The following is a 13,097-nucleotide window of genomic DNA, read 5'->3' as shown; positions in this document are numbered from 1 at the left end:
GCAGTTATATCAGATTGGAAATACTGCTTTTTTTTCGCGCTTTCGAAACAGGAGTAGGGATGCTTGTTGTTTACAGGCTGACCGATATGCTGAAAAGACGTTTGTTCTGCGACAGAATGTGGAACAGTACAGTGGATATTTTGTACTGGTTATTGGCTGGTTTGCTGCTTTTTACCGCTTTATATCAGTGCAATTATGGCAGAATCCGCTTTTTTATGCTGGCAGGTGTTGCTTTTGGTGGAATTTTTGCAAATTTTGTGTTAAATAGGTTGCTATTTCTGGTAAAAAGATGTAAAATTTCTTCATATAGACATACGAAAAGACGTTTATGGTGTAATAGAAGGGGCAGACGCTTTGAAAAAGTCAAAAAAGAAAAAAAATAAAAAAAGAATAGCGAATAACTACCTTGGAATGGCAGCAATTGCTATTGTTGTTCTGCTTCTGTTGGGTGGACTGACTTATCAGAGTCAGACACTTAAGGCGAGGATTGCTGTATACGATGCAAAGGCATCAGCGCTGGAAGATTCTATTGCAGGTGAGCAGGAACGTACACAGGAAATAGATGAACAGAAAGAGTACATGCAGACGGATGAATATATAGCCGAAGTTGCCAGAGATAAGCTTGGTCTGGTCAAAGGAAATGAGATTGTATTTGAAGAAGAGAAATAAAGGAGATTTTGCAGAAAAGTTTTCTGGAACAATCTCCTTTATTTGACAGATATTTTAAAAGAACCCTCTTATAATATTTTTCTAGTGAAAGTATTGTAATACTTACCGGGAAGTATCAGGGGAGGGGGATATATGCAGGAATGGATAATTGCCATGCTCGTGATCAGCGTACTGCTGATATTGCGGGACATGGCAAAAACTATTTTGACGGGGAGAATGTCGAAAAAAGAAGAAATATTTCCGATTGGAGAAGATCATCCTCAGAAAGAAAAAGTGGAACGCTATGCGGCAGCTTTTCAGAAACTTGCGGATACATTTTATGGAATGCCGTACAAAAAGGAATACCTGAGTAGTGGGCAGATTGAGCGTATTCTGACGGATGCGAATGATCGTCTGTGCAGTAACTGCTATCATCGGGAAATCTGCTGGGGAAGTCAGGCAGAAACAATGTGTCAGGGGGGAGAAGCACTGGTACGTGCTCTCGAAAAAGATGATAAAGGAGAACTTGAGAAACTTCGTATGCAATGGGGGAGCGTATGCGGAAAATCATTGCAATATCTGGAAGAAGTACGCGAACAGTTTCGACAGGAAAAACAGAATCTTATATGGATGAATCGTATGATCGAAAGTCGGCTGGCAGTGGCTCAGCAGCTGACAGAGACAGCGGCCATTATGGAGACGGTAGCAAATGATCTGTATGATATTTCGGCAGCAGAACCGGAATTTCAGGAAGAACTGAAAAAGAATCTGCGAAGAAAACATGTGATTTTGAAAGCTGCGTGGGTGATGGACAAAGTTGAAGGGCGCAGACAGATTTTTCTTACTCTGCGTGCCAGGAGCGGACAGTGTGTTTCTGTAACAGAGGTCGCACAGATGCTCTCAGAGTTATGCGAAAGTAATATGACGTCTGTGCAGGGAAGCCGGTGTATTGTAAATGGGGAATTTCATACGATTCATTTTGTAGAAGACGTCAGTTATCAGATGTTATACGGAGTATCCAGACTTACAAGAGAAAATGAAAAAGTATCAGGGGATAATTATATCTGCAGACAGGAAGACGGTGGAAGATTTGTGATGTGTCTGTCTGATGGAATGGGATCGGGTATGGACGCATGCAGAGAAAGTGAGATAGTAGTGGAACTTCTGGAACAGTTTCTGGATTCCGGCTTTTCTCAGGAGACTGCGGCACGTATGGTAAATTCTGCGCTTGTTCTGAAAGGCAGGGAAGGAATGTTCTCTACGGTAGATATCTGTGCAGTAGATCTCTATACGGGAATCTGTGAGTTCCTAAAAGCAGGTGCAGCTTCGACATTTATCAAACGTGACCATTGGGTGGAAGCTATTTCATCAGAAAGCCTTGCGGCGGGACTGGTACAGAGGATTGATTTTGACACGGCATCCAGAAAATTGTATCATGGAGATTATCTGATCATGATGACCGATGGTGTGATGGACGCGCTGCCTGTTGAATGTGAGGAAGAGACGATGAAAGAGATCATTATGGATATTCAGGATGAAACACCCAGAGAGATCAGCCGGGGGATTTTGGAACGGGCACTCGGGTACAGCGATTATCATGCGAGGGATGATATGACGGTCCTTGTAGCGAATGTGGTAAGAAAATAAAAACACAGGAGAAAAGAAGATGTATAAAGATACATTGCAGAAAGTAAAAAGATTTATGACTGAAACAGGAATGCTGCAAAATTGTTCAGAGATCATCCTTGGTGTTTCTGGCGGTCCGGATTCGATGACAATGCTTCATATATTGAATGGACTCAGAGATGAATTTGGCTATCGTCTCCGTGTAGTACATGTAAATCACGGAATCCGTGGAAAAGAAGCTCTGCGGGACCAGCAGATGGTGGAGAAAATATGCAGTGAATGGAAAATTCCGTGTGCAGTATATAATTATGATGTTCCTGCTCTGGCTCTTAGTTGGAAGATGGGAACCGAAGAAGCCGGCCGCAAAGTGCGTCGAATCGCTTTTGAAAAAGAGAAAGAAAATGCAGTGGCGATACCGGAACAGGTACGTGTGGCGCTTGCACATAACCAAAATGATATGGCGGAAACTATGCTGCATCACCTGGCCAGGGGAACCGGGATCAGGGGCCTCTGCTCGCTGAAGCCACTGAACGGAGAAATTATCCGGCCTCTTTTGTGTTTAGAACGGAGTGAAATCGTCAATTATGTAGAGGAGAACAGCATTCAGACAGTTCTGGACAGCAGCAATATGGAAGATGATTATACGAGAAACCGTATACGACGTCACATTCTGCCACTCATTGAGCAGGAAGTAAATCCAAGGGCAGTTACACATATGGCAGAAGCGTCAGAAATATTCGGACAGGCAGAAGCCTATTTTACGAAGCTGGCAGGAGAAATGGCAGCAGGATACAGGAAAGCAAAAGACAGATATGTCCTGGATCATGAGTTTTTCAAAAAAGAAACAATTATCCAGACATATGTGATCAGGGAGATATTAGAAGTAACAGGCGGACATCAGAGTGACCTTACCTCTGGTCATATAAAACAGATCAGAGATCTGTATGGTATGCAGACTGGACGAAAAGCAGATCTTCCATATGAACTGGAGGCATCCAGAGTTTATGAAGGAGTACAGATCCGAAAGAAAAATATGATTGCAGAATCAGATAGTGAGACAGAAGAACTGAAAATCCAAAATCTTGTTGTTCCGGGAGAAACGAAATGGAAGCAGGGATGCTTTACTGCAAAAATTTATTCATATAATGGTGAGAAGATTTTGGAAAAAAAGTATACGAAATGGTTTGATTGTGATAAAATAAATTGCGAACTGACTGTCCGCACACGCAGAAGCGGTGATTATATGGCAGTCAGTCAGAGCGGCGGGCATAAGAAGCTGACACGTTGTATGATCGATGATAAAATTCCGGGTGAACTGAGAGGGAAACTCCCACTGGTTGTCGATGGAAATGAAGTTTTGTGGATCGTAGGCGGAAGAATCAATGAGCGTTACAAAATCACTTCCGAAACAGGAAGGGTATTGGAGATCACATACCAAGGAGGAAACGTACAATGAGTGAAAAAATCAAAGTTTTACTGAGTGAAGAAGAAGTGGATGCAAGAATTAAGCAGATTGCAGCCCAGATCAGCAGGGATTATGCAGGAAGGGAAATACATCTTATCTGTGTTCTGAAGGGTGGCGTATTCTTTACCTGTGAACTGGCAAAGAGAATTACTGTTCCGGTATCCCTTGATTTTATGTCAGTATCCAGCTATGGTGATGATACAAAATCCAGTGGTGTTGTAAAAATCGTAAAAGATCTGGATCAGCCGCTGATCGGCAAAGATGTTCTGATCGTGGAGGATATCATTGACTCAGGAAGAACTCTCAGCTACCTGATCGAAATCCTGAAGGGAAGAAATCCAAACAGCATCCGTCTGTGCACACTGCTGGACAAACCGGAACGCAGGGTAAAAGACGTAAAAGTAGACTACTGCTGTTTTAATATTCCGGATGAATTTGTAGTAGGATATGGTCTGGATTACGCACAGAAATACAGAAATCTTCCGTTTATCGGGGTGGTTGAATTAGAAAACCAGGATTGAAAGGAGACAGCAGCAGGTGAATAAACAGTCAGGCAGAATTGGCCTGTATCTTGTATTGATCGTGATGTTGGTTGCCGGATACTTTTATCTGAACAATCAGGTAGCATCACAGAGCAGTTACTCAATGGAAAGTATGAAACAGGCAGCAGAGGATGGTAAGCTTTCTTCTGCAAAAATCTACCAGAACAGGGAAGTGCCTACCGGTTCCGTTGTTGCGGATATCGAAGGTGAAGGGAAGAAAAAAGTATATGTAACAGATGTTAAAGACGCACAGAAGCTTCTGGAAGGCTACGGCATTCATCCGGAAGTGGCAGATGTTCCGCAGGAAAGTGTATTTATGACAACATTTTTTCCGGTACTTCTCACAGGTGGGCTGGTGATTTTCCTGTTTCTTATGATGAACCGTCAGATGTCAGGAGGCGGAGGTAATGCCAAGATGATGAATTTTGGAAAGAGCCGTGCCCGAATGATGCTGCCGGATGACAAAAAAGTTACATTTCAGAATGTGGCAGGTCTTCAGGAAGAAAAAGAAGATCTGGTCGAGGTTGTTGATTTTTTGAAAGCTCCACAGAAATATACAAATGTTGGAGCAAGGATTCCGAAAGGAGTGATCCTTGTAGGACCTCCTGGAACAGGTAAGACACTTCTTGCAAAAGCAGTTGCCGGAGAAGCGGGAGTTCCGTTTTTCTCTATTTCAGGATCTGATTTTGTAGAGATGTTTGTCGGTGTCGGCGCATCCCGTGTACGTGACCTGTTTGAAGAGGGCAAGAAGCATGCACCATGTATCATCTTTATTGATGAGATTGATGCAGTTGCCAGACAACGTGGTACTGGAATGGGTGGTGGACATGATGAAAGAGAGCAGACTCTGAACCAGCTTCTAGTAGAGATGGATGGTTTCGGTGTAAATGAAGGAATTATCGTTATGGCGGCTACCAACCGTGTGGATATCCTTGATCCGGCGATTCTTCGTCCTGGCCGTTTTGACCGTAAGGTTGCAGTAGGCCGCCCGGATATCAAAGGAAGGGAAGAAATCCTCAGAGTTCATGCAAAAGACAAACCGCTTGGAGAAGATGTGGATCTTGCACAGATCGCGCAGACAACTGCCGGTTTTACAGGGGCAGATCTTGAAAACCTTCTGAATGAGGCTGCGATCATGGCTGCCAGATCAGGACGCAGTTATATTACACAGCTGGATATCAAGCATGCATTTATCAAAGTTGGTATCGGGGCAGAGAAACGAAGCAAAGTTATTTCTGAGAAAGAGAAGAAGATCACAGCATATCATGAGGCCGGACATGCGATCTTATTCCATGTACTTCCGGATATGGATCCAGTATATACGATTTCCATTATTCCTACCGGAATGGGAGCCGCAGGATATACCATGCCTCTTCCTGAAAATGATGACATGTTTAATACCAAAGGCAAGATGTTGCAGGATATTACGACACTTCTGGGTGGACGTGTTGCTGAAGAAATCATCTTTGGGGATATTACAACAGGTGCATCAAATGATATTAAGCGTGCAACCAGTACAGCACGTGCAATGGTCATGCAGTATGGTATGTCTGACAAGCTTGGGCTGATCACTTACGGGGATGATGGAGATGAAGTCTTTATCGGACGTGATCTGGCACATACCAGAAGCTACAGTGAAGAAGTTGCAAAAGAGATTGACAAAGAGGTTCATGATATTATTGACCGCTGCCATGCAGATGCAAGAAAGATTATTTCTCAGCATATGGATGTCCTTCATAAGTGTGCAGCACTTCTTTTAGAGAAGGAAAAGATTCAGCGCGATGAGTTTGAGGCACTTTTTACAGCGAAAAATGAAATGCCTCAAGAATAAGATATACAAAGTGCATAAAAACAAATACTAAATTTTGTGAAGTTTGTGCACACTTTTGGAGGGAGTCATGGTACTATAATAACCGTAAAAACCCCCCAATACATTATATAGTTTTTGCTACACCCCATAAGAAGAAATACCTTCTCCAAAAAAGACAGCTTATCCCGCTGTCTTTTTTACTGTCTAAAAAAACCGCAGCATCAGGCGAGAAAATCGTCTTTTGTTGCGTTTTTTTGTTACTCACCAAGCTTTGGACATCGCTTTCTGGCGCCGGTAAGTGACCGCAAATCGCAAAAAGGAGAAATGCAGATACATTTCCGGGGTTAAAATGTGACTGCAAATCAAGAAAAGGAGAAAATAGGATACACTTCTGGTGGTGAAAAGTGACCGCAGATTGCAAAAAAGTAAAATGCAGATACACTCATGAATCCTAAAGTGACCGCAAATCGCCAAAAAGAGAAAAAAAGATACACTCCCGGGTTTCCAAAGTGACTGCAAATCGGAAAAAGGAGAAAAAAAGATAACTCCCAGTTTTCTAAAGTGACTGTAAATCAAGAAAAGGAGAAAATAGGATACACTTCTGGTGGTGAAAAGTGACTGCAAATCGCGAAAAGGAGAAAATCAGATACAATCCTAGACTCCAGAACTTCTTTACGTCAAAATGGATTCATGTTATCATTAATCCAATATGTGAGTTTACCTAGGGGAGAAATATGATGTTAAAAAAAACGAAAAAAAGCAAAGAATCTGTACAGGGATTCACGCTCGTAGAATTGATTATTATTGTAGCAATTCTAGGTGTGTTGGTGGCGATTTTAGCGCCTGCCTATACCAAGTATATTGAGAAAAGCCGGGAGGCAACAGATCTGGCAAATGCCAAATCTGCATATAATGAATTAATGATGAATGTGGCTGAAAAGGAAGAAGATCCAGAGCCTATTAGTTTCAAGTTAAAACAAAAACATCCCGGCTGGCAGAGTCCACTTCCAATTACAGTCGGGAGTGCTTCCTTTGATGGCACAAATACAGATAACTGGGTTGGAACACCGGGCCGAAACGGAACCTGTGTAGTTTCCTATGATAAAAATAAAGGTGTGATTTTTACCTGGAGTGGTGGAATTGATGTGGCAGTGAGACCAACATATAATGGAAAGTTGGATGAAACTTTAACTACCCTTAAAAAGGGATATAAGCGGATTGGTGATGCCAACATGAATAATAATAAGGCCTTCTTCTCTAATCAGACATTCTATATTAATGGAGAACGGTATACTACCCGTGTCTATTATGCGGATTCATCCGCTTTCAAAGATGCATTAATAGGTTATACACCGAAGCCTGCCTCCTACGATCAAAGTCCTTTCCGTAAAGTGGAGAACGATTATGATCATTTTACACACCAGGGCTTTGCATACTACACCTACGGCAAAGATGGCTCCATCAATATGTTTACCTATGTAAACGAAAATAAGGTCTATCAGACAACTGACGAAGGTAAGACCTGGCAGGACATTACGCCAAATGAAAAATGAAGAATAATAGTAACTATTCAGAAGGTAGTATCCCGCAAGGGGATGAAAAGTTACGAATAATAAATTGTAACAGAGAGGTATCGCGAAGTTTATGTTTACGATTAAGACAGTCAAAGGTGATATAACCAAAATTACAGATGTACAGGCAATTGTAAATGCTGCTAATAATTCTCTTCTTGGTGGTGGCGGTGTTGATGGTGCAATCCATCATGCTGCAGGTCCGGAACTTCTTGCAGAATGCAGGACGCTTCATGGTTGCGAAACAGGAGAGGCAAAGATAACCAGGGCATATAATCTGCCATGCGATTACGTGATTCACACGGTTGGACCGATATGGAATGGCGGAAAAAATAATGAAGATAAGCTTCTTACAGATTGTTATTATAATTCGTTAAAGCTTGCGATGGAGAATGATATTAGAACAATCGCATTTCCATCTATATCTACGGGAGTTTATCATTTTCCGGTAGAGAGAGCTGCTAAGATTGCGGTAAAAACAGTTTGTAGATTTCTGCAGGAGAATCCTGATAGGTTTGATCTTGTTGAGTGGGTGCTATTTAACGACCAGGCCGCATCCGCATATGAAACTGAGGTATCCTTAATATAAAAGTAGACTACAACAAAGAAAATGAGAAATGTAGATGACATTTCCACCACAAAAATAGACTACAAACCAAGAAACCTGGAAATGCAGATTACATTTCCAGTGCAATATAAATAATACAGACAAGGAAGATTGACAATGAAGCAGGAAAACGAAGATATTGCAAGAAAAATGCAGTATATTCTGAATATGAGACCAGTGTTTAACAAGGAGGCTCTTTTCAGTGACGGAACAAGGTATTACAGAAATCCTACTGAGCCAAAGAGTGGCGAAAAGGTAATAATCAGCTTCAGAACCCAGAAGAATAATGTGGATGCGGTATATCTCGTATCCGGAGATCAGAAATATAAAATGAAAGTATACAAAACCACAAAAGGTTTTGATTATTATGGAACAAAGATTGTGATGCCGGAAGAGATTTTTCGGTATCATTTTGAAATTCAGTATGGATGGGCTACATGCTATTACACGGAACAGGGAGTCTGTTCTGAGCTGCAGGAATGGGCACAGTTTGAAATCTATCCGAATTATCATACACCTGACTGGGCAAAGGGTGCGGTGATGTATCAGATTTTTGTGGATCGATTCCGCAATGGAGATCCGTCCAACGATGTGGAAAGCGACGAATATGCATATATTGGTGAACACAGTGAAAAAGTGACAGATTGGTCCAAGACTCCGGCAGTTATGGGAGTCAGGGAATTCTATGGAGGAGACCTGCAGGGCATTATTGACAAACTGGATTATTTTGAAGAGTTGGGCGTTGAAGTGCTGTATCTTAATCCAATCTTCGTATCACCAAGTAACCACAAATACGACTGTCAGGATTACGATTATGTGGATCCACATTACGGAAAGATCGTTGAAGACTGTGATGGACTGCTGGCTCCTGGTGACAGGGATAATTCACATGCGTCAAAATACATTCGCAGGGTGACAGATAAGCGCAATCTGGAGGCAAGTAATCAGATGTTTGCACAGCTTGTGGAAGAACTGCATAAACGTGGCATGAAGATTATTCTGGATGGAGTATTCAACCATTGTGGATCTTTTAATAAGTGGATGGACAGAGAAAGAATATATGAAGGACAGGAAGGTTATGCACCGGGAGCTTATATATCTGCAGACAGTCCGTATCGCTATTTCTTTGATTTTCATGATCAGAATCGCTGGCCTTATAATCCGACTTATGATGGATGGTGGACGCATGATACACTTCCGAAACTGAATTATGAAGGTTCAGGAGAATTGTATGATTATGTCCTGAAAGTGGCACAGAAGTGGGTGTCTGCACCATATAATGTGGATGGCTGGAGACTGGATGTGGCAGCAGATCTGGGACACAGCAATGAGTTTAATCACCAGTTCTGGAAAGATTTCCGTAAAGCGGTCAAGGAAGCGAATCCGGAAGCACTGATTCTTGCAGAACATTATGGAAGTCCGGAAGGATGGCTGCAGGGAGATGAGTGGGATTCTGTCATGAACTATGATGCGTTCATGGAGCCTGTGACATGGTTCCTGACCGGAATGGAAAAACACAGTGATGAATATAGAGAGGATCTTTATGGAAACAGTGATGCGTTTATCGGAGCAATGAAGACGCATATGCGCTCTTTGCATATGTCATCTCTTCACACTGCGATGAATGAATTGTCAAATCATGATCATTCCAGATTCCTTACCAGAACAAATCACAGGGTTGGACGTGTTTCCTATGCCGGAGCACAGGCGGCGTCTGAAAATATCAATACGGCGATCATGCGTGAAGCGATTGCCATACAGATGACATGGCCGGGAGCTCCTACATTGTATTATGGGGATGAGGCAGGTGTCTGCGGATTTACAGATCCGGATAACCGGAGAACTTACCCGTGGGGGCATGAAGATATGGAACTTCTGAATTTCTACAAGGTCATGATCGCGGTTCATAAGAAATACAAAATGCTCAGAAGCGGTTCTCTGAAATTCCTATGGAATGATTATCAGGGCCTCTGTTATGCGAGATTCTCTCATACGGAGCAGATGATCATCGTACTGAACAACCGGGATGAAGGCAGAGATGTTATGATTGAAGTCTGGCCGGCAGGAATCAGCAGACTGGAAGAAACAGTATTTACAAGGCTGGTGCAATCTTCTCAGGAAGGGTATACAGACCACCAGAAACAGATTCTGTGCCAGGCTGGATCGCTGAATCTGTATCTGCCACCGTGCAGTGTGACAGTACTGCATCATAAAGACCAGATGTAAGATTAGAGAGTTGGTATGCTATATGAAAGCTGCAGCGCAAAATTCACTTGACAGGTCAGAATGGGTATGTTACGATATCAATACTTTCACGTGGTAGAGTGGCTACGTACTAAAAGAAAAATAATATGTCAAGGGAGATAGAGAGATGAAGAAAAAAGCAGTTGCAGTAGTTATGACAGCAGTAATGGCACTGGGAATGGTATCTGCAGTAAGTGTGCAGGCAGGAATAGAAGATAAGACTCTGATCGTTGGATTTGATGCGGAATATCCGCCATATGGATATATGGATGAGAATGGTGAATACACAGGATTTGACCTGGAACTGGCACAGGCTGTGTGTGACCTGGAAGGCTGGGAGCTGGAGAAAAAACCAATCAACTGGGATTCCAAGGATATGGAACTGAATTCCGGATCTATCGACTGTATCTGGAATGGATTTACTATGAACGGAAGAGAAGATGATTATACTTTCTCAGAGCCGTATGTAGATAACAGTCAGGTAATCGTTGTTGCAGATGATTCCGGAATTGAGAAGCTTACAGATCTTGCCGGTAAGACCGTTGGTGTGCAGGCAGCTTCCGCAGCACTGGATCTTCTTCAGAGTGAGGAAGAAGGCGGACAGAAAGAACTGGCGGATACTTTTGGAGCACTGAATGAATTTGCAGATTACAATACTGCATTCACAGAACTGCAGGCAGGGGCACTGGATGCACTGGCAATCGATGTCGGAGTTGCTAAATATCAGCTGAATTCCAGAGGAGAGGGATTCAAGATCCTTGATGAGACACTGAATACAGAACAGTATGCAATCGGATTTAAAAAGGGTAATACAGAACTCTGTGATATTGTGAATGCAGACCTTCAGAAACTTGCAGATGATGGAACGGTTGCAGAACTTGCTGAGAAGTATGAAATCGCAGATATGGTAACACTGAAAGCTTCTGATGATGCATCGGCAGAGGATTCCAAAGATGCAACAGATGATGCAGAAACAGATAAAACAGAAGAAAAATAAGCAATACATAAAATACGAATACAGAATGGGATGCTTCCCGGTTTTCCGGGTGGCATCCCTCTTGTAGGTTTATGGAGGAGAGTACATGAGTTTTCAGGTAATGTTACAACAGCTTACCACAGGGTTTGGGCAGACGCTGCTGATCTTTTTTCTGACACTGTTATTTTCCCTGCCACTTGGCATGGTTGTATATTTTGGACGTGTGAGCAGGTTCAAGCCATTAAGCTGGATCGTTAAGGCGTATATTTCTATTATGCGAGGAACACCACTGATGCTGCAGCTGCTGCTGTGGTATTTTGGACCGTTCTATCTGTGGGGAATGAATATCGGCAATTATAAATTTACCGCGATCATTCTGGGATGTTCTCTGAATTATGCCGCATATTTTGCAGAAATCTATCGTTCCGGAATTGAGTCGATTCCGGTGGGACAGTATGAGGCAGCACAGCTTCTGGGATACAATAAAAGCCAGACATTTTTCAAAATCGTATTACCGCAGGTTGTAAAGATCGTGCTTCCTTCTGTGACAAATGAAGTCATTACACTTGTCAAAGATACCTCCCTTGTTTATTCGGTATCTTATATTGAGATGTTTGCGCTGGCAAAACAGATCGCAGCTGCGCAGACAACAGTTGTTCCGTTTGTGATCGCCGGGGTATTCTACTATATCTTTAACTTTGTAGTTGCCTGGGTTATGGAATGGTTTGAAAAGAAACTGAATTACTATCGTTAGGAGGAAATGCTTTGAGTACAAGTCTTCTGGAAATGAATCATATCAAAAAAGAGTTCGACGGTCTTCAGGTACTGAAAGATGTGTCGATTCATGTAAATGAAGGAGAGGTCGTTTCAATTATCGGTTCCTCAGGCTCCGGTAAATCCACGCTTCTTCGCTGTGCGACACTGCTGACATTGATTGATGACGGTGAAGTAAGTTATATGGGAAATAAAACGGTCTGGACCGAAAATGGTAAAGTCTGTCTGCCGAATAAAACAAAACTGAAAGAGATTCAGTCCTGCTTTGGCCTGGTTTTTCAGAACTTTAATCTGTTTCCGCATTATACGGTCATGAAAAATATTACCGATGCACCAATCCATGTGCAGAAGAGAAATAAAGATGAGGTTTACAGAGAAGCGAGAGATCTTCTGGCAAAGATGGGATTGTCTGATAAAGAAGATGCTTATCCGTATCAGTTGTCAGGCGGACAGTGCCAGCGAGTTGCGATAGCAAGAGCCCTTGCACTGAATCCAAAAATCCTGTTCTTTGATGAGCCGACTTCCGCACTTGATCCGGAACTTACCGGAGAAGTTTTGAGAGTAATCCGTTCACTGGCGGATATCCATATCACGATGGTGATCGTGACACATGAAATGAACTTTGCTCGGGATATTTCAGACAGAGTTATTTTTATGGATAAAGGTGTAATTGCTGTAGAAGGCACTCCACAGGAAGTATTTTCTTCAAGTAATGCACGAATCAAAGGATTCCTTGGTAAATTTCATCAGGGAGAGGAATAAAGGGATTGCTTTTAATGATGCGATGTTATATAATTTCTGCGTAATGATAGGAAATCCGAGCAACCGCAGTTA

Annotated in this window: 12 protein-coding genes; all 12 read left to right on the top strand. The window is 42.4% G+C overall.

Going from position 1 to position 13,097, the window contains the following annotated elements; genetic code table 11:
• Positions 1-14: 14 nt before the first annotated feature.
• The 12 genes from yabQ (at position 15) to NQ503_RS12265 (ending at position 13,025) form a co-directional block, all read left to right on the top strand.
• Positions 15-383, top strand: a complete 369-nt coding sequence (gene yabQ, locus NQ503_RS12320) for a spore cortex biosynthesis protein YabQ (RefSeq protein WP_161283404.1) — start codon at positions 15-17, stop codon at positions 381-383.
• Positions 355-669, top strand: coding sequence for an FtsB family cell division protein (locus NQ503_RS12315; RefSeq protein ID WP_022388587.1), 315 nt, complete (start codon positions 355-357; stop codon positions 667-669). The genes yabQ and NQ503_RS12315 overlap by 29 nt, the downstream gene beginning before the upstream one ends.
• A 132-nt stretch (positions 670-801) precedes the next feature.
• Positions 802-2,295, top strand: coding sequence for a SpoIIE family protein phosphatase (locus NQ503_RS12310; protein WP_005428686.1), 1,494 nt, complete (start codon positions 802-804; stop codon positions 2,293-2,295).
• A gap of 19 nt (positions 2,296-2,314) precedes the next feature.
• Entirely contained in the window at positions 2,315-3,730 is a 1,416-nt protein-coding gene (tilS, locus tag NQ503_RS12305) for a tRNA lysidine(34) synthetase TilS (protein WP_005428687.1), read from the top strand.
• Positions 3,727-4,260 (top strand): hypoxanthine phosphoribosyltransferase, encoded by a 534-nt coding sequence (gene hpt, locus NQ503_RS12300; RefSeq protein ID WP_005428688.1) that lies wholly within the window; start codon positions 3,727-3,729, stop codon positions 4,258-4,260. Before tilS ends, hpt begins: the two co-directional genes overlap by 4 nt.
• A 64-nt stretch (positions 4,261-4,324) precedes the next feature.
• Positions 4,325-6,112 carry an ATP-dependent zinc metalloprotease FtsH gene (ftsH, locus tag NQ503_RS12295; RefSeq protein WP_005428689.1) on the top strand — a complete coding sequence of 596 codons (1,788 nt, stop codon included), beginning with the start codon at positions 4,325-4,327 and terminating at the stop codon, positions 6,110-6,112.
• A 713-nt stretch (positions 6,113-6,825) separates the two neighbouring features.
• Entirely contained in the window at positions 6,826-7,644 is an 819-nt protein-coding gene (locus tag NQ503_RS12290; protein WP_005428690.1) for a type IV pilin protein, read from the top strand.
• A gap of 91 nt (positions 7,645-7,735) precedes the next feature.
• Complete coding sequence (locus NQ503_RS12285; protein ID WP_005428691.1) at positions 7,736-8,251, top strand: O-acetyl-ADP-ribose deacetylase; 516 nt, start codon at positions 7,736-7,738, stop codon at positions 8,249-8,251.
• A 135-nt stretch (positions 8,252-8,386) separates the two neighbouring features.
• Positions 8,387-10,495, top strand: coding sequence for a glycoside hydrolase family 13 protein (locus tag NQ503_RS12280; protein WP_005428692.1), 2,109 nt, complete (start codon positions 8,387-8,389; stop codon positions 10,493-10,495).
• A gap of 145 nt (positions 10,496-10,640) precedes the next feature.
• Complete coding sequence (locus tag NQ503_RS12275; protein WP_005428693.1) at positions 10,641-11,510, top strand: amino acid ABC transporter substrate-binding protein; 870 nt, start codon at positions 10,641-10,643, stop codon at positions 11,508-11,510.
• An 85-nt stretch (positions 11,511-11,595) separates the two neighbouring features.
• The gene (locus tag NQ503_RS12270) at positions 11,596-12,243 is read left to right on the top strand and encodes an amino acid ABC transporter permease (protein ID WP_005428694.1); all 648 of its coding nucleotides are present in this window, start codon (positions 11,596-11,598) and stop codon (positions 12,241-12,243) included.
• Positions 12,244-12,275: 32 nt separating this feature from the next.
• Positions 12,276-13,025 carry an amino acid ABC transporter ATP-binding protein gene (locus tag NQ503_RS12265; RefSeq protein WP_005428695.1) on the top strand — a complete coding sequence of 250 codons (750 nt, stop codon included), beginning with the start codon at positions 12,276-12,278 and terminating at the stop codon, positions 13,023-13,025.
• The last annotated feature ends 72 nt before the right edge of the window (positions 13,026-13,097 follow it).

The organism is Blautia obeum ATCC 29174 (assembly GCF_025147765.1).
GTDB classification, from domain to species: Bacteria; Bacillota; Clostridia; order Lachnospirales; family Lachnospiraceae; genus Blautia_A; species Blautia_A obeum.
Note: the sequence above shows the minus strand (reverse complement) of the source record. Positions and strands in the feature narration are given on the sequence as shown.

Bases quoted from the DNA above. Each gene is read 5' to 3' on its own strand.
- NQ503_RS12310 (WP_005428686.1), top strand. From the start codon at position 802: ATGCAGGAATGGATAATTGCCATGCTCGTGATCAGCGTACTGCTGATA.
- NQ503_RS12285 (WP_005428691.1), top strand. From the start codon at position 7,736: ATGTTTACGATTAAGACAGTCAAAGGTGATATAACCAAAATTACAGAT.
- ftsH (WP_005428689.1), top strand. From the start codon at position 4,325: ATGTTGGTTGCCGGATACTTTTATCTGAACAATCAGGTAGCATCACAG.
- tilS (WP_005428687.1), top strand. From the start codon at position 2,315: ATGTATAAAGATACATTGCAGAAAGTAAAAAGATTTATGACTGAAACA.
- NQ503_RS12280 (WP_005428692.1), top strand. From the start codon at position 8,387: ATGAAGCAGGAAAACGAAGATATTGCAAGAAAAATGCAGTATATTCTG.
- NQ503_RS12270 (WP_005428694.1), top strand. From the start codon at position 11,596: ATGAGTTTTCAGGTAATGTTACAACAGCTTACCACAGGGTTTGGGCAG.
- hpt (WP_005428688.1), top strand. From the start codon at position 3,727: ATGAGTGAAAAAATCAAAGTTTTACTGAGTGAAGAAGAAGTGGATGCA.
- NQ503_RS12265 (WP_005428695.1), top strand. From the start codon at position 12,276: ATGAATCATATCAAAAAAGAGTTCGACGGTCTTCAGGTACTGAAAGAT.
- NQ503_RS12290 (WP_005428690.1), top strand. From the start codon at position 6,826: ATGATGTTAAAAAAAACGAAAAAAAGCAAAGAATCTGTACAGGGATTC.
- NQ503_RS12275 (WP_005428693.1), top strand. From the start codon at position 10,641: ATGAAGAAAAAAGCAGTTGCAGTAGTTATGACAGCAGTAATGGCACTG.